At 33.6% G+C, this 21,471-nt stretch carries 18 protein-coding genes; 17 read left to right on the top strand and 1 reads right to left on the bottom strand.

Annotated elements, in window-relative coordinates:
- The first annotated feature begins 80 nt into the window (after nucleotides 1-80).
- The 6 genes from ACNQF8_RS05910 (at nucleotide 81) to ACNQF8_RS05885 (ending at nucleotide 9,232) form a co-directional block, all read left to right on the top strand.
- Nucleotides 81-2,384 carry a glycoside hydrolase family 65 protein gene (locus tag ACNQF8_RS05910; RefSeq protein WP_417951161.1) on the top strand — a complete coding sequence of 768 codons (2,304 nt, stop codon included), beginning with the start codon at nucleotides 81-83 and terminating at the stop codon, nucleotides 2,382-2,384.
- Nucleotides 2,385-2,676: 292 nt separating this feature from the next.
- Nucleotides 2,677-4,482 (top strand): glycoside hydrolase family 13 protein, encoded by a 1,806-nt coding sequence (locus ACNQF8_RS05905; protein ID WP_417953052.1) that lies wholly within the window; start codon nucleotides 2,677-2,679, stop codon nucleotides 4,480-4,482.
- A 50-nt stretch (nucleotides 4,483-4,532) separates the two neighbouring features.
- Entirely contained in the window at nucleotides 4,533-6,209 is a 1,677-nt protein-coding gene (locus ACNQF8_RS05900) for an alpha-amylase family glycosyl hydrolase (RefSeq protein WP_417953051.1), read from the top strand.
- A 304-nt stretch (nucleotides 6,210-6,513) separates the two neighbouring features.
- Nucleotides 6,514-7,191, top strand: a complete 678-nt coding sequence (locus ACNQF8_RS05895; protein ID WP_417951158.1) for a glycerophosphodiester phosphodiesterase — start codon at nucleotides 6,514-6,516, stop codon at nucleotides 7,189-7,191.
- Complete coding sequence (locus ACNQF8_RS05890) at nucleotides 7,188-8,396, top strand: BaiN/RdsA family NAD(P)/FAD-dependent oxidoreductase (protein WP_417953050.1); 1,209 nt, start codon at nucleotides 7,188-7,190, stop codon at nucleotides 8,394-8,396. Before ACNQF8_RS05895 ends, ACNQF8_RS05890 begins: the two co-directional genes overlap by 4 nt.
- A 98-nt stretch (nucleotides 8,397-8,494) precedes the next feature.
- Nucleotides 8,495-9,232, top strand: coding sequence for a hypothetical protein (locus tag ACNQF8_RS05885; protein WP_417953049.1), 738 nt, complete (start codon nucleotides 8,495-8,497; stop codon nucleotides 9,230-9,232).
- Between the two features lie 8 nt (nucleotides 9,233-9,240).
- On the opposite strand, the gene ACNQF8_RS05880 is transcribed toward ACNQF8_RS05885, so the two are convergent.
- Complete coding sequence (locus ACNQF8_RS05880; protein ID WP_417953048.1) at nucleotides 9,241-9,717, bottom strand: TspO/MBR family protein; 477 nt, start codon at nucleotides 9,715-9,717, stop codon at nucleotides 9,241-9,243.
- A gap of 113 nt (nucleotides 9,718-9,830) precedes the next feature.
- Between ACNQF8_RS05880 and ACNQF8_RS05875 the strand changes: the two genes are divergently transcribed.
- The 11 genes from ACNQF8_RS05875 to ACNQF8_RS05825 all read left to right on the top strand — a co-directional run bounded on the left by ACNQF8_RS05875 (nucleotide 9,831) and on the right by ACNQF8_RS05825 (nucleotide 21,167).
- Entirely contained in the window at nucleotides 9,831-10,913 is a 1,083-nt protein-coding gene (locus ACNQF8_RS05875) for a diphosphomevalonate decarboxylase (RefSeq protein ID WP_417953047.1), read from the top strand.
- 41 nt (nucleotides 10,914-10,954) lie between these two features.
- Nucleotides 10,955-11,149 carry a hypothetical protein gene (locus ACNQF8_RS05870; protein ID WP_417953046.1) on the top strand — a complete coding sequence of 65 codons (195 nt, stop codon included), beginning with the start codon at nucleotides 10,955-10,957 and terminating at the stop codon, nucleotides 11,147-11,149.
- Between the two features lie 57 nt (nucleotides 11,150-11,206).
- Complete coding sequence (locus tag ACNQF8_RS05865; protein WP_417953045.1) at nucleotides 11,207-12,145, top strand: mevalonate kinase family protein; 939 nt, start codon at nucleotides 11,207-11,209, stop codon at nucleotides 12,143-12,145.
- 91 nt (nucleotides 12,146-12,236) lie between these two features.
- Nucleotides 12,237-13,193 carry a geranylgeranylglycerol-phosphate geranylgeranyltransferase gene (locus tag ACNQF8_RS05860; protein WP_417953044.1) on the top strand — a complete coding sequence of 319 codons (957 nt, stop codon included), beginning with the start codon at nucleotides 12,237-12,239 and terminating at the stop codon, nucleotides 13,191-13,193.
- 327 nt (nucleotides 13,194-13,520) lie between these two features.
- Complete coding sequence (locus ACNQF8_RS05855; RefSeq protein WP_282713203.1) at nucleotides 13,521-14,429, top strand: pseudouridine synthase; 909 nt, start codon at nucleotides 13,521-13,523, stop codon at nucleotides 14,427-14,429.
- Between the two features lie 84 nt (nucleotides 14,430-14,513).
- Nucleotides 14,514-14,876, top strand: coding sequence for a nuclear transport factor 2 family protein (locus ACNQF8_RS05850; RefSeq protein WP_315208526.1), 363 nt, complete (start codon nucleotides 14,514-14,516; stop codon nucleotides 14,874-14,876).
- 209 nt (nucleotides 14,877-15,085) lie between these two features.
- Entirely contained in the window at nucleotides 15,086-16,849 is a 1,764-nt protein-coding gene (locus ACNQF8_RS05845) for a DUF885 domain-containing protein (RefSeq protein ID WP_417953043.1), read from the top strand.
- A 253-nt stretch (nucleotides 16,850-17,102) separates the two neighbouring features.
- Nucleotides 17,103-18,422 (top strand): phage integrase SAM-like domain-containing protein, encoded by a 1,320-nt coding sequence (locus tag ACNQF8_RS05840; RefSeq protein WP_282717506.1) that lies wholly within the window; start codon nucleotides 17,103-17,105, stop codon nucleotides 18,420-18,422.
- Nucleotides 18,406-19,248, top strand: a complete 843-nt coding sequence (locus ACNQF8_RS05835) for a hypothetical protein (RefSeq protein WP_417953042.1) — start codon at nucleotides 18,406-18,408, stop codon at nucleotides 19,246-19,248. Before ACNQF8_RS05840 ends, ACNQF8_RS05835 begins: the two co-directional genes overlap by 17 nt.
- A 101-nt stretch (nucleotides 19,249-19,349) precedes the next feature.
- Nucleotides 19,350-19,634: a helix-turn-helix domain-containing protein gene (locus tag ACNQF8_RS05830; protein ID WP_282717509.1), complete on the top strand. Its 285-nt coding sequence runs from the start codon at nucleotides 19,350-19,352 to the stop codon at nucleotides 19,632-19,634.
- Nucleotides 19,635-19,970: 336 nt separating this feature from the next.
- Nucleotides 19,971-21,167: a primase-helicase family protein gene (locus tag ACNQF8_RS05825; RefSeq protein ID WP_282717511.1), complete on the top strand. Its 1,197-nt coding sequence runs from the start codon at nucleotides 19,971-19,973 to the stop codon at nucleotides 21,165-21,167.
- Nucleotides 21,168-21,471: the final 304 nt, after the last annotated feature.

The following is a 21,471-nucleotide window of genomic DNA, read 5'->3' as shown; positions in this document are numbered from 1 at the left end:
AGGTTCTATAAACGGTGACAAAACCATAACATAGAACCTTTAAACCATACATTTTTCAAACTTTAAACAACAAAGAAAGAATGAATCAAGATTATATAAAACCAGATAATTGGTCCATCATAGAAGAAGGATTTGATGTAGAGAGCGTAAAATCATCTGAAAGTTTGTTCAGCATTGGTAACGGTGCAATGGGACAACGTGCTAATTTTGAAGAAAATTATACTGGAGAAACATTCCAGGGAAGTTATATCGCCGGAATATATTATCCGGACAAAACTAAAGTGGGCTGGTGGAAAAACGGATATCCGGAATATTTTGCCAAAGTTTTAAATGCTCCAAACTGGATTGGAATCGATATCGAAATCAACGGAGAAAAGTTAGATTTGAATACATGTTCCGAAGTGAAAAATTTTCGCCGTGAGCTGAATATGAAAGAAGGATGGTACAATCGTTCTTTTGAAGCGACTTTAAAAAACGGAACCGAAATTGCAGTTACTATTCGCCGTTTTCTTTCTATCGTTCTGGATGAAGTTGGAGTTATTAATTACGAAATCACACCTTTGAACAAAGATTCAAAGATAGTTTACAAACCGTATATTGATGCTGGTGTAACCAATGAAGATGCTAACTGGGAAGAAAAATTCTGGGAACCACTTGAAGTAAAAAAATCAGGAAATGAAGGTTTTGTAACGGCTCAAACATTCAAAACACATTTCAAAGTAACCACTTTCATGCAAAATAGCATTTTGACTAATGGTGAAAAAACGGCTATTTCTCCTTCCAATATTGATGCAACTTCTGATAAAATTCAATTTAGTTATGATGTAATTGTGGCTCAAGGCCAAAAATCATCCATCCAAAAAATTGGAGGTTATACTGTTTCTTTAAACCATGAAAATACCATTACTGCTGCCGAGAAAGTGATTCAATCTGCATTAGCATCAGGATACGAGAAAATGTTACAGGACCAGATTGATGCTTGGGCAAAAATTTGGGAAATGTCAGACATTACAATTGACGGCGATGTAAAAGCACAACAAGGAATTCGTTTCAATATTTTTCAGTTGAACCAAACTTATTTAGGAAAAGACTCTCGATTGAATATTGGTCCAAAAGGATTCACCGGCGAGAAATATGGCGGATCTACGTATTGGGATACCGAAGCCTATTGCATACCATTTTACATGGCGACCAAAGACCAAGAAGTAGCACGAAATCTATTGACGTACCGCTACAATCAATTGGACAAAGCCATTGAAAACGCTGCAAAATTAGGGTTTACTAACGGCGCTGCTTTGTATCCAATGGTTACCATGAACGGCGAGGAATGTCATAACGAATGGGAAATTACTTTTGAAGAAATTCATAGAAATGGAGCCATCGCATTTGCCATTTACAACTTTTACAGATACACCGGCGACTACAGCTACATCCCTGAAAAAGGACTAGAAGTATTAATAGGAATTGCTCGTTTTTGGCATCAAAGGGCCAACTTTTCGACTAATTTAAACCAATACGTAATTCTTGGTGTTACAGGTCCAAACGAATATGAAAACAACGTAAACAATAATTTCTATACCAATTATATTGCAAAATGGTGTTTAGAATATACGTACGAACAAATTCAAAAAGTGTCTCTGGAATATCCTTCAGATCACAAAAGAATTTCGGAAAAAGTAAAAATCTCGGATTCCGAATTACAATCTTGGAAAAAAGTTTCGGATAATATGTACTTCCCATTTTCGGAAGAACATAATGTTTACTTGCAGCAAGACGGTTTCTTGGACAAAGAATTAGTTCGCGTAGCTGATTTGGATAAAAGCCAAAGACCCATCAATCAAAAATGGTCTTGGGATAGAATTTTACGTTCGCCTTATATCAAACAAGCCGATGTTTTACAGTGTTTTTATTTCTTCGAAGATCATTTTTCGAAAGAAGAACTAAAAAATAATTTTGAATTTTACGAATCATTTACGGTTCATGAAAGTTCACTTTCGCCTTGCGTGCACTCGATTCAAGCAGCTTTATTGGACAAAATGGACATGGCATACACGTTCTATTTAAGAACGTCACGTCTGGACTTAGATGATTACAATAAAGAAGTAGAAGAAGGCTGTCATATTACCTCAATGGCAGGAACTTGGATGAGTATCGTAGAAGGATTTGGCGGAATGAGAATTAAAGAAGATACGCTTCATTTTTCTCCAAAAATTCCAAAAGAATGGGAAGGCTACTCGTTTAAAATTAATTTCAGAAATCAAATTTTGAAAGTAGCAATCAATCATAAGGAAACAACTTTTTCAATTGATGGCAACAAAGAATTGAAAATCATAGTAAATGGTCAGCCTGTAGTCGTTAAGTCTGAGGATTTAGTTACTTTATAATAAACAATTGCTAGAACTTGTAGTTAATTCTATCATTTGATTTCAAGCCTCACTAGGCTTACTAACAATCCCAATTAACATTGGGATTGTTTAATTGATAACTGTTCTTAATCCAAATTTGAGGATTTCAATTTTTATAAAATCGACTAACTATTTTAAAGTAAAAAAGACTTTATTTTAAGTGAGTGAAAAATCTAATGCCAATAAAATATATTTAACAATGAATAAAATAGGTTCGTTTCCGTTCATAAATAGGAGCTTTCTAAAAAAAATAACCTTATTCCTTTTTTTTATGTCTTTAACTTTAAACGCTCAAATCGACAAAGTTGAACCGCCTTTTTGGTATGCAGGAATGCAAAATCCAGAACTGCAAATTCTTTTTTATGGTAAAGACATTTCTCAATACCAAGTCACGGTTTCTAATGGTATAAAGATAACCAACGTAAAAAGAACGGAGAATTCCAATTACATTTTTGTTACCATTGACACCAAAAAAGTAGCTGTATCTGATTTCGTTTTTACTTTTAAAAATACCAACAAAGAAACGCTTACACATAAATATTCTCTTAAGAAAAGAAGAGAAAATTCTGCGCAACGCAAAAGCTTTGATTCATCGGATATGATGTATTTATTGATGCCAGATCGCTTCGCCAATGGAAACAGGAATAACGACAGCGAAAATTCGACCCAAGAAAAATACAATCGAGCATTACCCGGAGGAAGACACGGTGGCGATATTGAAGGAATTATAAGAAACTTGAATTACATTGAATCCTTAGGCGCAACAACCATCTGGAGCACGCCGCTTTGTGAGGATAACGACGCCAAATTTTCGTATCATACCTACGGACAATCTGATGTGTATAAAATAGATCCTCGCTATGGAACGAATGCTGACTATGCTAGATTGGCTTCTGAAATGCATAAAAGAGACATGAAACTGGTGATGGATTATGTGACGAATCACTGGGGAATTGAACATTGGATGATCAAAGATTTACCTACAAAAGAATGGATCAATCAATTCGACACGTTCACCCAATCCAATCATAAAAGAACGGTTATTCATGACACGAATGCATCTGAAATTGATAAAAAAATTGCGATAGACGGTTGGTTTGTTCCTTCGATGCCCGATTTAAATTTAAAGAATCCTTTGACTTTAAAATACTTGATTCAAAACGCAATTTGGTGGATTGAATACGCTGATTTGGATGGTTTCAGAGTTGACACTTATAATTATTCCGACCCAAAAGGAATCGCAAAATGGACCAAATCCATTACAGATGAATACCCAAATTTTAATATTGTAGGGGAAGTTTGGATGCAAAGTCAAGCACAAATGGCATATTGGCAAAAAGATAGTAAAATTGCTCAAATTCAAAATTACAACTCGTATTTGCCAAGTGTAATGGATTTTACATTGTATGAAGCAACCACCAAAGCTTTCAATGAAGATGAAGGTGCGTGGGACAAAGGAATGGTCAAAATGTATGACAATTTTACTAATGATTTTCTGTATCCAAACATCAATAACATGTTGATTTTTGTCGAAAATCACGATACCAATCGGTTCAATCAAACGTACGCAAACGACATCAGAAAATACAAAATGGCAATGACTTTGATGGCAACCGTTCGAGGAATTCCACAATTGTATTATGGAAGCGAAATAGGAATGGCCGGTAACAAAGACAAAGGCGATGCTGATATTCGTCAAGATTTTCCAGGCGGTTGGGAAGGTGATGAGAATAATGCTTTTGCCAAAGAAGGAAGAACCCCGGGACAAACTGAATATTTTGATTTTACTTCAAAATTATTCAATTGGAGGAAAACAAAAGCGGCAGTACACTTTGGAAAAATGACACACTATATTCCGGAGAACAATGTTTACGTTTATTTTAGATACAACACAAATGAAACGGTAATGGTTTTAATAAACAACAGCAACGAAACCAAAACTGTAAACACGCATCGTTTTAAAGAAAACATAAAGAACTTTAAAACAGGAAAAGATGTAATTTCTGAACTTACATTTGACGTTACAAACGAAATAATTATAGAACCTAAATCGGTTTTGATTTTAGAATTGAAGTAACACAAACCACATCAAAAAGCTAAGAAACAAATCATTTAATACTAAAAAAAATGAAAAAATATTCAATCCCACTTTTACTATTAACCATGACAATTTTAAGCAGTTGTTCTAGCACAAAAACGATTGCTGAGAGTATCAAAACGCCTTTCGTTTGGGAAGGGGCGAATGTTTATTTCCTGATGACAGATCGTTTTAACAATGGTGACACTTCAAATGATATAAACTTCAACAGAACCAAAACAACGGGAAAACTTCGTGGTTTTGAAGGTGGAGATATAAAAGGAATTTCTCAAAAAATTGACGAAGGTTATTTTGATAAATTAGGAATTAATGCCATTTGGTTTACACCAATAGTGGAACAAATTCACGATGGTGTTGACGAAGGAACCGGTTTGAGTTATGGATTTCATGGTTATTGGGCCAAAGACTGGACTAACTTAGATCCTAACTTTGGAACAAAAGAAGACTTGGCTAAATTAGTTCAAAAAGCACACGCACACGGGATCCGTATTATTCTAGATGGCGTAATCAATCATACTGGCCCCGTAACTGCTGAAGATACAGTTTGGCCAAATGACTGGGTGAGAACGGGACCTAATTGCGATTATAAATCTTTTGAGAACACAACTGCCTGCACGCTGGTATCCAATCTTCCTGATATAAAAACAGAGAGTAATCAAGCTGTGGCATTGCCTCCTTTTTTAATCGAAAAATGGAAAAAAGAAGGACGCTACGAACAAGAAATGAAAGAACTAGATGCGTTTTTTGCACGTACCGGTTATCCAAGAGCGCCAAAATATTACATCATAAAATGGTTGACGGATTATATTGCAGATTACGGAATTGACGGTTACAGAGGCGACACCGTAAAACATACTGATGAAACCGTTTGGGCAGATTTTAACACCCAATGTGATTACGCTTTTAAAACTTGGAAGAAAAACAACCCGACAAAAGTTTTGGACAATAATCCTTTTTACACCATTGCTGAAGTCTATAATTATGGCATCAGTGGCGGACAAGATTTTGATTTTGGAGACAAAAAAATAAACTATTTTAAAAATCGTTTCAACAACATGATCAATTTCGAATTCAAATGGGACGCGCAAAAAGACTATGAATTTATATTCTCCAAATATTCAAACAAGCTCAACAATGACTTGAAAGGATATAGTGTTTTGAACTATTTATCTTCTCATGATGACGGCGGACCATTTGATGGAAATCGCACCAAAACTATAGAAAGCGGAACAAAATTATTACTGAGTCCAGGACTTTCTCAAGTATATTATGGTGATGAAAGTGCTCGTTCGTTAGTAATTGAAAGCACTCAGGGCGATGCTACATTGCGTTCATTTATGAATTGGGAAGCTATCAAATCAAATCCTGAAACCCAAAAAACACTTTTGCATTGGCAAAAATTAGGGCAATTCAGAAAAAATCATCCATCAGTTGGAGCAGGAATTCACAAGCAAATTTCGGCCCAACCCTATACTTTTTCCAGAACTTTTTCTAAAGGAGATTATTCGGATAATGTTGTAGTTGGATTGAATTTAGCAATTGGCACCAAAGAACTTGCTGTAGATTCAATTTTCGCAAACGGCACCTTATTAAAAGATGCGTATTCCGGCAAAGAAGTACGTGTTGTAAATGGAAAAGTGACAATCAATACTGAATTCGATATTGTTTTATTGGAATTAAAAAATAATTTTAATCAGTCGAATTAAATTAATAAAACATCAATCAATATTAAATAAAAAATTGAAACACATAGAAACATAGAAAAAAGAGTGGTATAGCCCAATTGCTTCGCCTGTTCGCTATCGCTCGGGTCTTGGGTTCACATAGCTATGGTTTTCTCTAAAAAAGTAAAACGCCTTTTAAATTTCAAAATCTATGTTTCTATGTGGTTAAAAGATTAATCAAATTGAATTATACCCACAAGATTAATTTTTAAAATAATTTAATCCAAACGTCTTTAGAAATGAAGGCGTTTTTTTTATGTTTACCTTTACCAAAAAATAAAAGACAATGCTCAAAATTGGACATCGTGGCGCAAAAGGTTATGAACCAGAGAACACCTTTGTATCGTTCCAAAAAGCATTAGACATGCAAGTGGACGGCATTGAACTCGACGTGCATTTGAGTGCTGATGGCGAAATAATCGTTATTCACGACGAAACCATTGACCGAACGACCAATGGAAAAGGTTTTGTAAATGCATTATCTTTGCGCGAATTGAATGCTTTTCGAATAGATGGGAAATACGAAATTCCAACGCTGAAGGAGGTTTTTGATTTGGTAAACCAAGATTGTTTTATCAATATTGAACTCAAAAGTTATGAGGCAACAGATAAAGTAGTTTCACTGATTGAAAAGTATGTCGCTAAAAAAGGCTGGAAATATGACCGATTTTTAGTTTCCAGTTTTGATTGGAATGCACTGCAGCAAGTGGCATTTTTAAATGATAAAATTCCCATAGGAGTTTTAACTGAAACCGATTTAGACTTGGCTTTAGCTTTCGCCAAATTCATACAGGCAAAATCCATTCACCCTCATTTTCATTTATTGACAAAAGAAAATACGGCGCAAATACAAGAAAAAGGATTGCAGGTTTTTCCTTGGACCATCAATGAAGTAGAAGACATTCAAAAAATAAAAACATTCAACGTAAACGGAATCATCACTGATTTCCCAAATAGAATATGAACCAGAATTTCGATATAATAATAGTAGGCGGAGGCGCAGCAGGATTTTTTACAGCGATTAATATTGTGGAGAAAAACCCAAAACTGAAAGTCGCAATTTTAGAACGCGGTGCTGAAGTATTGCAAAAAGTTAGAATTTCCGGCGGTGGAAGATGCAACGTCACGCACGCTTGTTTTGAACCGAATGAATTAGTGAAATTTTATCCACGTGGCGAAAAAGAATTGCGAGGTCCATTTCATCAGTTTTGTTCTGGCGATACGATTGAATGGTTCGAGAAACATGGCGTAGAACTCAAAATTGAAACGGATGGACGCATGTTTCCCGTTTCGAATTCGTCTCAAACGATCATTGATTGTTTCCTGAAAGCGACACAAAAACTAGGAATTGCTGTTTTTACGGGACAAAGTGTGCAATCTATTTTTAAAAAAGAAGATGAATGGAAAATTGAAACCCAAACTGAAAATTATCTTGCCGAAAAGCTAATTTTAGCCACAGGGAGCAATCCTAAAGTATGGGAAATACTACAGATTTTTGGTCACGCAGTTATCAGCCCGGTTCCTTCCCTATTCACTTTCAACATCAAAGATTCCAGAATAAAAGAATTACCCGGAGTTGCGGCACAAGTTACCGTAAAGGTTAAGGACACCAAACTTACTTCAACGGGACCGTTGTTAATTACCCATTGGGGAATGAGCGGACCCGCAATTTTGAAACTCTCCGCTTGGGGCGCTCGAATCTTACATGACAAAAATTATCAGTTTACCATTTTCGTAAATTGGTTGAATGATGAAGACACTGCAGATGTCGAGAAAAAATTAAAAGAATTAAAACAGGAACACGCAAAAAAATCGGTTTCTAAGAAATCACCATTCGAAATCACCAATAGACTATGGGAAAGTTTAGTACTCGCTTCAGGAATTGAGGTGGAAACAAAATGGGCTGATTTGTCTAAAATACAATTGCAAAATCTAGCGAATCAGTTGACCAATGGAACTTTTCAAGTCAACGGAAAAAGCACCTTTAAAGAAGAATTTGTAACTGCCGGTGGAATCGATTTAAAAGAAATCAACTTCAAAACCATGGAAAGCAAACTGCATGAAAACCTATATTTTGCTGGTGAAATCGTCAACATTGATGCTATTACAGGCGGTTTTAACTTTCAGAATGCATGGACAAGCGGGTTTATTCTAGCAAATAATCTATAACTAAATTCTTCGCAAATTTAATTAACAAGATTTTACCGATTTTATAAGTTTTCGTTAAGACAAATCTAATAACTTTACCTTTAGCTTATTAGAAATCTATGACCCTAAAACTACTCAGTGCCCTACTCTTTTTTACTTGCCAAGTAAGTTTCTCACAAACCGAAAAAACACTAAAAGGAAAAGTCTTTTTTGAAAATAGTACTGTTCCTGATGTAGAAATCATAAATGCAAACTCAAAAAAAATGACAGTTTCAGACGCTAATGGTGATTTTTCTATTGTAGTCAAAGCAAAAGATTTACTTGTATTTGTTTCAAAGAAATACGAACTAAAAAGTGTTTTATTAGAAAAAGGAGCTCTTGACAAAGCTATTTTTACTGTTTTTTTAAGCCTAAAACCAGAAGAATTAAAAGAGGTTATGGTTACAAAAATGCCTTCCATTAAATTAAGCACTGATAAAGCGTATGAACAAGGAAAGCTTGATAAATTAGCTTTAGAGAAAGCCGCAAGAACTCTAAAAAACCCTGGAATTTATACCGGAACTATTGAAAACGGAATGGATTTTATGCGAATTGGCAGAATGATTTTAGGACTATTTGCAAAAGAAAAAGAGCCAGTTAAAAAACCCGTACCAGAAATTCAATTCAAATCATTGGCAAAAAGTAGCTGTGATGAAAAGTTTTATCTTCAAACTTTAAAAATAAATCCTGACCAAATAGAGCTGTTCCTAGAATTTTGCGATGCTGATCCTAAATCAAAAACAGTTGCCGAAAGCAACAATGTATTGACTGTAATGGATTTTTTGCTTTCGAAAAATATTGAATTTAAAAAACTATAAACAGAACACTATCGATTCAACAACCAAATACTTCCATTTAAAACGGCAGCAAAACTTACCCAAGCCAAATACGGAAGGAATAAATAGCCCGCAATTTTATTGATTTTAGAAAACTGAACGTACGTTTCAAAAATCATCAACCACAGTATGATAATTTCTAATCCCGCTAACATTGGGTTGTGTAAACCAAAAAATAAATAGGACCATAAAGCATTTAATGCCAATTGTATCGCAAAGAAAACCAAGGCTTTTTTAACGACTTCCTTTTCAGTTTCTATTCGGTCCCAAACTAATCCTGCAGCAACACCCATCATCACATAAAGCATACTCCAAACAGGTGCAAATATCCAATTGGGCGGATTAAAACTTGGCTTGATTAAAGTGGGATACCATGTTGTAATAGCAGAACGAGTAACCGTTCCAGATAAATATCCAATCGCAAGACACGTAACAACAACAGCTAATATTCGGGTGATTTTGTTCATTTTTATATTTTTCTAATGTGAACCAAATTTAATCAAAAGTTTAGTATAATTCGACAAATAAACAAATCTGCTTGTAAATCAAAAAAAGTATCTTTGCATAAATTTACACATTCATGATTTCAGCAAACGATTTTATTCCATCAAAATATACGCATTCGGTTGAAAAGGGAAATTTTCAATGGAGTGCACCCAGCAACATTGCCCTCGTAAAATATTGGGGAAAAAAGGACAATCAAATTCCAGCGAATCCTTCGGTGAGTTTTACCTTGAATAATTGTAAAACGATTACCAAATTGGCTTTCGCCAAAAAAGGAAATAATGGTACATTTTCATTTGATTTACTTTTTGAAGGACAACCAAAAGAAGATTTCAAACCGAAAATTCAAAAATTCTTGGAACGTATCGAAATCTATTTGCCTTTTTTAAAAGACTATCATTTTACGATTGACACGGAAAACACCTTTCCGCACAGTTCCGGAATTGCTTCATCAGCATCTGGAATGGCAGCTTTAGCGATGAACTTGATGAGTTTAGAAAAAGTGTTAAACCCTGAAATGAATGAGGAATATTTCTATCAAAAAGCGTCGTTATTAGCACGTTTGGGTTCCGGAAGTGCTTGTAGAAGTGTAAAAGGACAAGTAGTGGTTTGGGGAAATCATGCAAATATCTCTGGAAGTTCTGATTTATTTGGAGTTGAATTTCCAAATGCGATTCATACTAATTTTAAGAATTTTCAAGATACTATTTTACTGGTTGACAAAGGTGAAAAACAAGTTTCAAGTACAGTGGGACATGATTTAATGCACAACCATCCTTTTGCCGAAAGGCGATTTGCACAAGCGCATGAAAATTTAGACCAACTAATTTCAATTTTTGAAAGTGGAAATCTAGACGAATTCATCAAAATTGTAGAGAGCGAAGCCTTGACGTTGCATGCTATGATGATGACCTCGATGCCTTACTTTATGTTAATGAAACCGAACACTTTGGAGATTATAAATGCGATTTGGAAATTTAGAAATGAGACTAAAATTCCGGTTTGTTTCACGCTGGATGCCGGTGCTAATGTGCATGTTTTGTATCCTGAAAATGTTGCCGAAACAGTTTTACAATTTATTAAGAACGAATTAGTTGGCTATTGTCAAAATGGTCAGTACATTTGTGACGAAATTGGAAATGGTGCTGTGTTGATTTAATTTGTTTTTTACCTATCTTTATTTTTTAAAGAGCTAAAATTATGGATATTCAATCAGATAAATTAGAATTGATTAAAATGCTGTTAGAAACTGACGATACGACTATAATCGAGGTTATCAAAAACATTTTCAAATCACAAAAAAAAGACGTTTGGAAAGATTTATCTCCTGAACAACAAGAAGAAATTGATCTGGGAATTCTAGAGGCAAATCGAGGAGACCAAGTTGATTTATAAAGACTATTTGTTACAACATATAATTATCAAGCTTAAATTGTTAATTTCCAACCCAATATGAAAGGACCTTTATTTTATTCAAAAATATTACTCTTTGGAGAATACGGAATCATTCGTGACTCAAAAGGGCTTTCAATTCCATACAATTTTTATAATGGTGCGCTTAAAAGAGATGAAAATCCATCTGAAGAAGCCATCAAATCAAATGGTCACTTGAGACGTTTTGTAACTTATTTAGAAACTTTGCAAAACGAACAATCTGACTTAGTTACTTTTGACCTGACTGCATTGAAAAACGATGTTGAAACCGGAATGTATTTTGATTCAAGTATTCCTCAAGGATATGGTGTAGGCAGCAGTGGCGCACTTGTAGCCGCTATTTATGATAAATATGCAAATAACAAAATCACGGTTCTGGAGAATTTGACTCGTGAAAAATTATTGCAGTTAAAAAATATATTTTCTCAAATGGAGAGTTTTTTCCACGGAAAAAGTTCTGGTTTAGATCCATTAAATAGTTATTTGAGTATCCCGATTTTGATTAATTCGAAAGACAATATTGAAGCTACCGGAATTCCAACACAAAGTTTTGATGGAAAAGGCGCGGTATTTTTATTAGATTCTGGAATTGTGGGCGAAACGGCTCCGATGGTAAATATTTTCATGGAAAACCTGAAAGACAAAGGTTTCCGTGCGATGTTGAAAAATCAATTTGTAAAACATACTGATGCTTGTGTAGAAAACTTCCTTGGCGGAGACATGAAATCATTGTTCATGAATACCAAGAAATTATCAAAAGTAGTTTTGAATAACTTTAAACCAATGATTCCGGAACAATTTCACGGAATTTGGCAACAAGGAATTGACAGTAATGATTATTATTTAAAACTGTGCGGTTCTGGCGGTGGAGGTTACATCTTAGGTTTCACTGAAGATTTAGAAAAAGCCAAAGCATCTTTAAAAGATTATAAACTAGAAGTAGTATATCAGTTTTAAACATCCTATCCTCAACCCTCTCCAAAGGAGAGGGAAAAGAAAACCTAAAATAGCATCCTTATATTGGGAGCACATTCTTAAATACATCTAAATGTTAAGCAGGCAGCACAAACTTCTTATAATGAAAATTGCAAGTTTGTTCTCTGTGGTTAGAGGCTATAACATTCCCATCATTATTTTAGCGCAATACCTTTCGGCTATATTTATTTTGGCTCCAGAAAAAAGAGCGCTTGATATTTTACTCGATTTCAATTTATTCATTCTGGTTTTTGCTTCTTCCCTTACGATTGCTTCTGGATATATCATCAACAACTTTTATGACAGTCAAAAGGATTTAATCAATCGTCCTAATAAATCGATGCTAGACCGATTAGTGAGTCAAAAAACAAAATTGAGCGTGTATTTTACAATCAACTTCATTGTGGCTTTAATGGCATTGTTTGTTTCCTGGCGCGTGTTTTTATTTTTTTCAGGATATATCTTTTTCATCTGGTTCTATTCTCATAAAATAAAAAAATACCCAATAATAGGAAACCTGACTGCTGCATTACTGGCTGTTTTACCTTTTTTTGCCATACTGTTGTATTTTTATACACGGATTCCATATGAAGAGATTGAAAATTACAAAAGACAATTAGGTGTTATTTTTTCGCATGCTGCTTTTTTATTTTTGCTGTTGTTGATTCGGGAAATGATCAAGGATTTAGAAAACCTAAAAGGGGATTTAGTTAATGATTACAAAACGATTCCTATTGTTTACGGTGAAGAAATATCAAAAAAAATCATTACAGTTTTAACAATTCTGACTATTCTTCCTGTGTACGCATTAATCGATATATACGATGTGGGTTACATGGATATTTATTTTTATTGCTGTCTAATTGTCCTCATTTTTTTCTTGGTTTACTTATGGAAATCAAATGCGAAACCACAGTTTTTATTACTTCACAACATCTTAAAATTCCTTATTGTTGCTGGTGTTTTCTGCATTGTTTTGATTAATCCGAGTGTTTTATGGCATGGAAAACGATTGTTGATGACGGTTTAAATTCTTTTTGTTTTGCGATTATTAAAGGTTAAAAACAATTTTCTCAAAAACTCCCAAATACCTCCATTTGATTAGCCCCGATAGTCCCGAAGCATCGGAGAAATCCTTTTATTTTTTGCTGCCAAAAAATAAAAGATTACTTCACAATATTTTATTTTTATTGGAGTTCAGTGAATTCCATTTGAAACGATAGCGGGAAATAGCTCCAAAAAACCATACTAAATCATATTAATTAGCTTATTAACTAGATAGTTAGCGTTTTTATAATTGGTGGTTATTGATTGTCAAGTATATAAATAGTATCTTTGCACAAATTATTGGAATATTATGAATAACAAGGAAGGCAATAATAAGAAAAGTGGTCCAAGAGCAGCTAGCTCTAGACCAAGTTCGAATAAGCCAAAACCTGCCATGCAGAAGCGCGCTCAAGGGCCGAAAAAAGTTAAAGTAAATACTAAAGTTGCCGATATCGCTACTGATAAAGTAGAGAAAAAACCAAATCAAGCACCAAAGAGACCGAAAGTAAAAGACGAAATTCGTTTGAATAAATACATCGCTAATTCTGGTGCGTGCTCGCGTCGTGATGCGGATATTTATATTCAATCCGGAACTGTAAAAGTAAACGGAATTCCTGTTACCGAAATGGGATACATGGTAAAACCAGGTGATGTTGTTAATTTTGACGGTGCTACTTTGACTCCGGAGAAAAAAGTATACATCTTACTGAACAAGCCTAAAAACTTTACAACTGCGATGGACGAAGGTCAGGAATATCGTAATGTATTGGAACTGGTAAAAGGTTCAACTACTGCAAAAATTGGTGCAGTAGGAAGAATGGACAAGAATACAACTGGTTTGTTATTGTTCACGAATGACACGGATATGATTCGTAAATTTACTTTACCAAGTCAAAAATCATCTAAAATTTACCAAGTTTCACTTGATAAAAACTTGAAATTTGAGGATTTAGAAAAAATAAACAAAGGTTTGACTCTTGATGGACACCGCGTTTTTGTGGAAGATGTAAGTTACATTGACGGAGAAGCTAAAAGTGAAATTGGTCTACAATTAAGATCGGCTAACGTGAAAGTGGTTCGTTCTATTTTTGAACACTTTAGTTATGATGTATTGCGTATTGACAGAGTTTCTTTTGCTGGTTTGACCAAAAAGAATTTGCCAAGAGGAAACTGGAGATTGCTTACTGAACAAGAAATTATCAATTTGAAGAACGTTTAATATTTCTTTGAAATTATAAATATGAAATCCCTTCCGTTTATACGGAATGGGATTTTTTTAATAAAAATTCAATCCTAAATAAGTATGACACCAGAAAAATTACAATCAATTGCTTTTAAATGGTTTGAAACTTTCAATAATAAAGAATTAGAAAAATTATTGTCTTTATACGATGACGATGCCGTTCATTTTAGTCCAAAACTAAAAATGTACAAACCAGAAAGTAACGGTTTTGTTACCGGTAAAGTAGCATTACGAGAATGGTGGAAAGATGCTTTTGAGCGTTTGCCAAGCTTGAATTACAAAGTAAAATCGCTTACCGCCAATGGCGACCGCGTTTTTATGGAATACACAAGAACAGTTACCGGTGAAGAAGATTTGCTGGTAGCGGAAGTATTAGACATCAAAGAAGACAAAATAATTGCTTCGAGAGTTTATCACGGATAAAAAATAATTTTTTTTCAAATCTGGTATCGTAAGGATATCCCAAAATTGAAACCTAAGACCCCATTCGTTTTAAACCGAATGGGATTTTTTTTGACCGATAAGGAATGAAAATATAAAAAGTCCCTGTACAGCATTACATTAGAAATATATTTGGGTAATAATCAATTATTTTTGGATAAATTAGCTTTTCCAATAATCACATCTAAACTATGAAAAAAATAACCACTCTTTTACTTTCTGTAACCGCGTCATTATTGCTGGTTAACTGTAAATCCGAAGATAAGAAACAAGACTTCAGCAGTCTGACGAAAAATTATTTTGACGACAAAAATGCGATGAGCCCATTGGATGCGACACAAAGTGGTCAAAACCAATACAACGATCAGTTGCAGTTTGAAATGACGGACAGCTATAGAAAGTCGCAAGCAGCTTTCTTTGACAAATACCAATCTGCCCTGCAAAATATAACTGTAGAAGATTTATCCGATGAAGAAAAAAACAGTTATGAAATCATCAAATGGGAAGTTGAGATTGGTAAAGACTTATTAAAACAACCTACAAATTTGCTTCCTGTTCATCAATTTTGGGGAACACATTTGACTATGGGGCAATTTGCAGGCGGAACCAGCGCGCAACCTTTTAAAACCGAAAAGGACTATACCAATTTCCTAAAAAGAATGGATAAATATGCTGTTTGGATTGATTCAGCGATGGTGTACATGAAAAAAGGACTTGATAAAGGTGTTGTATTACCAAAATCGTTAACGGTAAAACTGATTCCACAATTTGCAGAAATGGCTACGCCAAATATAGAAGACAATCTATTTTACTCAGCAATAAAACTAATGCCTGCCTCTTTCTCTGACAGCATAAAAGAAGATTTAACAGCAAAGTACACGTCGACAATCAACACCAAACTGATTCCACAGTATCAGAAAATGGCTGATTTTCTGAATAAAGAATATCTTCCTGCTTCCAGAACAACCAGCGGAATAGGAAGTTTGCCTTTTGGAAAAGAGTTATATGCCACTTACGTAAAACAATGGACCACTACTGAAATGACTCCCGAACAAATTCACGAACTGGGATTGAAAGAAGTTGCCCGTTTAACAGCCGAAATGGAAAAAGTAAAAACTCAAGTGGGTTTTAAAGGCACTTTATTGGAATTCTTTGAAGAGGTTCGAAATAAAAAAGAACTAAAACCATTTACAAAACCAAAAGAGGTTATCGCTAATTTTCAAAGTATTTATACTCGTATTAAACCCAACGTAGACAAATTATTTGCATTACAACCGCAAACAAAATTTGAAATCAGACGAACAGAAGCCTTTAGAGAGCAAACAGCCAGTGCTGAGTACAATCAAGGAACTGCTGATGGTACGCGCCCCGGCATTTTCTATGTTCCAATTCCTGATGTAGCAAATTATAATATGTATGGCGATGAAGATTTGTTTTTGCATGAAGCGATTCCGGGACATCACTTTCAAATCTCTTTGCAACAAGAAAACGAAAGTCTTCCTGACTTCAGAAAGTTCAATTGGTTTGGTGCAAATGGCGAAGGTTGGGCTTTGTACACGGAAAGCTTAGGAAAAGAACTTGGATTGTATCAAGATCCGTATCAGTATTTTGGAATGTTGGGCAATGAAATGCACCGAGCAGTTCGATTAGTTGTTGATACCGGCTTACATTCCAAGGGTTGGACTAGAGAACAAGCCATCAAATACTCATTAGCAAACGAAGCCGAAAGTGAAGCGAGCATTATTCCTGAAATAGAGCGTTATATGGCGATTCCGGGCCAAGCTTTGTCTTATAAAATTGGCCAGTTAAAAATCATGGAGCTACGCAAAAAAGCAGAAACAAAAATGGGTGCAAAATTTGACATAAAAAAATTCCATGAAAAAGTATTAGAATCCGGAGTAATGCCATTGGCATTATTGGAAAAGAAAATTAATGCCTGGATAGAAAATAAATAATTTTCAGGTATAGGTATAAAAAAAGCTTCTCGATTGAGAAGCTTTTTTTGTGCGGATAATAGTTCTACAACTTCTTAATTTGTAAGAATCTTTAAAACCTTTAAAAATCCAGTAAAAACAATCCTTTTAAAGGTTTTAATTATTTTATTCCTACAAGTAAATTAACCCAAATTCAGGCTAATTCAAAATAATTAAGATATTTTCGGCAATATTTCGGCAAAAATATTATATTTGATTTCCTATTAAATCAACTATGAAAGTACGCTTCTTCGTTATAAAATCGAAAACTGATTTGACCAGCATTCATGTCCGTTTTTGGGACAGTAATAAAATTGACCAGAAAACCAAAACTGGATTGATGGTGAAATTCAGCAACTGGAGCCCTACCAAAGAACAGGTCAAAAGTATAGATATTACTCCTGAAAAAGATTTAATCAATAGTACTATACGAAAAATAGAGAATTATCTCGTTGAACAATACAATACCGAGTATATTAATCAGCAATACATCAATAAAAATTGGCTTAAAGACAAAATCAAAGACTTCTTTGGGAAGGCTGATAAAACCGAATTGCACAAAATCTATTTTACAGATTGGGTACAAAAATACATTGACGAATCCCCTACCCGACTTTACAAAGGTTCACCGGTTAAAAAGAGAACGATTCAACACTATCAAACTACAAAGTATAAATTAGATGGTTACGAAAGTTTTTATAAAACTAAACTGAGGTTCCAAGATATCAACCTTGAGTTTTATAGAAATTTTTTGTTCTATTGTCAAAAAATAGAAAAAATAAATAACAATACTATTGGAGGATATATTACTAATTTCAAAAAGTGGTGTAAAATTTTAGACATTGAAGGACTCCCTATAAATCAACAATACAGACATTCCGAATTTGCAACAATATCAAATGAAACCAAAGATGTTTATCTCACGGAGGAAGAAATCAACAAAGTATATAATCATGACTTTAGTGACTCTGAACGATTAGACAACACGAGAGATAATTTCATATTTGGATTACGTACAGGGTTACGAATTTCTGACTTCATGAGTTTAGAAAAATATAATTTCGTTGGCGATTATATTGAAATAGTAACAAGGAAAACAGCTCATCCTGTTGTTATACCTATGCATCAACAACTAAAAGAGATCTTGGCAAAAAGAAATGGTGAATTACCCAAGCAAATATCTGATGCCAAATTTAATGACTATGTAAAAGATGTTTGTCAAGAAGTTAAACTAGAGGAAATGATTGAAGGTGCTAAAATGATTGTCAAAACTGCAGATGATGAATTTTTCCCCGACATAACTCTTATTTCAAAAAATAAAAGCCGTAAGGTATTTGGTACATACCCGAAACATGAACTTATTACTTCACACACCTGCAGGCGTTCATTTGCTTCAAATCTATATGGTAAATTACCAAACGCTACGATAATGGCTATTACAGGACATAAAACAGAAGCTCAATTTTTGAAATACATTAAAATTACTCCTAGAGAGAACGCAGAAAAATTAAAAGAATATTGGGAAAAACAAGATGAAAATGACAAATCAATATAAATATATTAGCAAGCCTTATACATTGGATGAATTAGTTAATGGTAATCCAATTTTTAAATTTTATTGCGACTTTTTTAATGAACTTTATGATTGGAAACAAGAACAAAACTATTCAGAAGACTCTGACTTCATCTGCATTGATCATCTTGAATTAATTTTTAATGAGTTTTTAAACTTTACTTCTTTGTTAATGTATGATAAGTCAAGTTATAACGACACTTTGAAAAAAGTATCACTAACGTCAGATGAGCTAGAAAATTTTTGGTTTTTAGCAAGCATAATTCCATATGTGTTAGAAAATAATTATTTACTATCTGATTCGAAAATAGCTGAGAAAGCGTACAATCATCTATTTAAAGTTACCGATTCTGATTATGTATTTGATGTCAATAATAAATTACATAACATTATACATAACTATATTGAAAATCTTAAAAATACTCTTACTAAAGAAAACATACACGATTTGATTTATTTCTTTGATTTATCTCAAATAAAAATAATTAATGACCTCAGTACAGCACTCTTGGCTAAAGGGAAGAGAAAAGGAAATCCTCTTGAATTTATATCTACCAAATCAGAATCAATTAAATTATTAGACACCTCTCTACAAGTTTTGCTCTTTGAACAAATAATGAAAATTGAGAACTGGGATCAAGTATCTTCGAATAAAAAAGGACAACTTTTATGCCTCTTAATCAGCAAGAATGACAGCAATATAAAAAAAGTATATCTTGAGTTGGAAAAAAAACCATCTCAAAATACAAAGAAAATTTTAGAGGACAGGGAAAAAGCCTTCGAGATTATAAAAGAAATTTTGGGGTGATTTATAGGGTCACCCCAATGATTTTAAACAGAATCATCCGAGTTAATTTTGGATAATATTCATTAAAGAAATGATTATTTATCTAATCAAAATTAACTAAAATGTCAAAAGAAATTCTTCAAGTCGAAAACACCAACTCTGATGATTTAACCAACAAAATCGTCAAAGACGTTATTATTGGACTGAAAACTTTTTGGAGCCAAAATCAAAACAACAGCGAAATCATTCTCTCCAGGGAAGAAGCGGCAAAGCTACTTTCTATTTCCCTTGTGACTTTATGGGACCTCACCCGTAAGGATAAAATCCCCGCTTTTCGTATCGGTAACAAAGTCCGATATAAAAAAAGCGATGTGCTAAATGCACTAACCAAAAAAAATCAATTTTAATCCTTTAAAACTGATTTTTATGGAGCCGTATAACCAAGATTTATTGCCGGATGCCTTCTATCATCTTGACAATTTGAAATTTAATTTAACAAAACTAAAATTAGCATATAATAGAGACCGGGCAATAGTGAACCATATTGATAATTTGCTCAAAGACTGCGAACTCATACAACTTATCGTTCAAAGTTATGATAGTTACAACTTCCGACTTTTATGTAATATGATAAATAATTCCTTTGCTGACCCTAACTCTCATGGTGTATTAGTATTCATTATTAAGAAACGATTTGGTGAAAATTACGATAGAGGCAAATTGAATCACATAAAATTTCCAGCATGAAAGAGTATATCCGTGTTGGAACTGAATACTTTAAGCTAGTAGATTTCCCACTGATGAGTGGTGATTCTTCAAAATCATTAATAAAATGGAACAAACAAACCATAATTGATGATTTTGGAAAAGACTCGTTAAAGAAAATAAAAAAATACGAAACGTTTTGCACCTTTCCATCCCATTTTGAATACAAAAGAGAAATTAACAATTTTTACAATAAATATGAACCTTTGTCTTACCAATTTCAAGAAAAAGGAGAGTGGAAAAATATCGAGATGTTTTTACATCACATGTTTGGAGAACAATATGACATCGGTTTAGATTACCTAACAATCCTTTGGAAACATCCAACGCAAATATTACCGATCCTTTGTTTTGTAAGTACAGAAAGAAATACAGGCAAGAGTACCTTTTTAAAATTACTAAAATTAATTTTTGAAGGGAACATGACGATCAATAAAAACGAGGATTTTAGAAGTCGATTTAATTCCGATTGGGCTAACAAACTAATCGTTGCTGTAGATGAAGTACTTTTGGATAAAAAAGAAGATAGCGAACGCATTAAAAATCTGTCGACTTCTAATCATTACAAAAGTGAAGGAAAGGGAGTGGACAAAGTGGAAATAGAATTTTTTGGCAAGTTTATTTTATGCTCTAACAATGAAGAAAATTTTATTAAAGTAGATGATTTAGAAATTCGGTATTGGGTTATTAAAGTAAGTTGTTTTTCAGGTGAAAATCCAGATCTTTTGGAACAAATGAGAAAAGAAATTCCATATTTTGCAAACTATTTGACAGATAGAGCTATCATTTCAAAAAGAGTTAGTCGCATGTGGTTTGCAAAAGAACAAATCTACACTGAAGCGCTTGAAATATTAGTTAGAGGCAACCGCACTTCAATTGAAAAAGAAATCGAAGAATTTTTAATTGATGAGTTCAGTAAGCTAGGAAAAGATGAACTATATTATTCGATTTCAGATTTAGTTGAGCAACTCAATAAGAGAAACATCAGAGCTAATAATAGCTATATTTCTAAAATTCTAAAAGAGCATTTCAAACTTGAATCTAAAAATAGCAGTTATAAACTTTACAAAATGGATTATAGCAATTCTTTGAATGAAAACTTCACCGTTTATTTTGAAACCAAAGTTGGTCGATTTTATACCTTTAAGAAAGAAAATTTTATAATTAACTGTTGAATTGTTTACAATTGAACGTAAACCTCGCACTAATAGCATCTCACATATCAACTATAAATCAACAATTGTTCAACGAAATCTAATTGGCAAAAAATCATAAAATTAATTGTTGAAACCTTGTTGAAAAAATGTTGCAAAGTCAACCTGATAATAGATAGGCTTTGCAACGTTTTTCAACACATCAACGATTATTAAGCAATTAGTATACGCTAAACAAAAAAATTAGTAATTAATTGAGTAAAAGTATCCGTTTCTTTTGGTAAACACTTTGCATGCATATTTTTAACACTGTTTGTATAATTAT

Origin of the sequence: Flavobacterium labens (genome assembly GCF_048286755.1) — a bacterium.
In the GTDB taxonomy this organism is placed as follows: Bacteria; Bacteroidota; Bacteroidia; order Flavobacteriales; family Flavobacteriaceae; genus Flavobacterium.
This window is presented reverse-complemented; position numbering and strand designations above follow the sequence as displayed.

Excerpts from the sequence above, each read along its gene's own strand:
- ACNQF8_RS05855 (WP_282713203.1), top strand. The coding sequence starts at position 13,521 with ATGAATAACAAGGAAGGCAATAATAAGAAAAGTGGTCCAAGAGCAGCT.
- ACNQF8_RS05910 (WP_417951161.1), top strand. The coding sequence starts at position 81 with ATGAATCAAGATTATATAAAACCAGATAATTGGTCCATCATAGAAGAA.
- ACNQF8_RS05905 (WP_417953052.1), top strand. The coding sequence starts at position 2,677 with ATGTCTTTAACTTTAAACGCTCAAATCGACAAAGTTGAACCGCCTTTT.
- ACNQF8_RS05885 (WP_417953049.1), top strand. The coding sequence starts at position 8,495 with ATGACCCTAAAACTACTCAGTGCCCTACTCTTTTTTACTTGCCAAGTA.
- ACNQF8_RS05825 (WP_282717511.1), top strand. The coding sequence starts at position 19,971 with ATGAAAGAGTATATCCGTGTTGGAACTGAATACTTTAAGCTAGTAGAT.
- ACNQF8_RS05830 (WP_282717509.1), top strand. The coding sequence starts at position 19,350 with ATGTCAAAAGAAATTCTTCAAGTCGAAAACACCAACTCTGATGATTTA.
- ACNQF8_RS05845 (WP_417953043.1), top strand. The coding sequence starts at position 15,086 with ATGAAAAAAATAACCACTCTTTTACTTTCTGTAACCGCGTCATTATTG.
- ACNQF8_RS05895 (WP_417951158.1), top strand. The coding sequence starts at position 6,514 with ATGCTCAAAATTGGACATCGTGGCGCAAAAGGTTATGAACCAGAGAAC.
- ACNQF8_RS05840 (WP_282717506.1), top strand. The coding sequence starts at position 17,103 with ATGAAAGTACGCTTCTTCGTTATAAAATCGAAAACTGATTTGACCAGC.
- ACNQF8_RS05900 (WP_417953051.1), top strand. The coding sequence starts at position 4,533 with ATGAAAAAATATTCAATCCCACTTTTACTATTAACCATGACAATTTTA.
- ACNQF8_RS05870 (WP_417953046.1), top strand. The coding sequence starts at position 10,955 with ATGGATATTCAATCAGATAAATTAGAATTGATTAAAATGCTGTTAGAA.
- ACNQF8_RS05850 (WP_315208526.1), top strand. The coding sequence starts at position 14,514 with ATGACACCAGAAAAATTACAATCAATTGCTTTTAAATGGTTTGAAACT.
- ACNQF8_RS05835 (WP_417953042.1), top strand. The coding sequence starts at position 18,406 with ATGACAAATCAATATAAATATATTAGCAAGCCTTATACATTGGATGAA.
- ACNQF8_RS05890 (WP_417953050.1), top strand. The coding sequence starts at position 7,188 with ATGAACCAGAATTTCGATATAATAATAGTAGGCGGAGGCGCAGCAGGA.
- ACNQF8_RS05875 (WP_417953047.1), top strand. The coding sequence starts at position 9,831 with ATGATTTCAGCAAACGATTTTATTCCATCAAAATATACGCATTCGGTT.
- ACNQF8_RS05865 (WP_417953045.1), top strand. The coding sequence starts at position 11,207 with ATGAAAGGACCTTTATTTTATTCAAAAATATTACTCTTTGGAGAATAC.
- ACNQF8_RS05880 (WP_417953048.1), bottom strand. The coding sequence starts at position 9,717 with ATGAACAAAATCACCCGAATATTAGCTGTTGTTGTTACGTGTCTTGCG.
- ACNQF8_RS05860 (WP_417953044.1), top strand. The coding sequence starts at position 12,237 with ATGTTAAGCAGGCAGCACAAACTTCTTATAATGAAAATTGCAAGTTTG.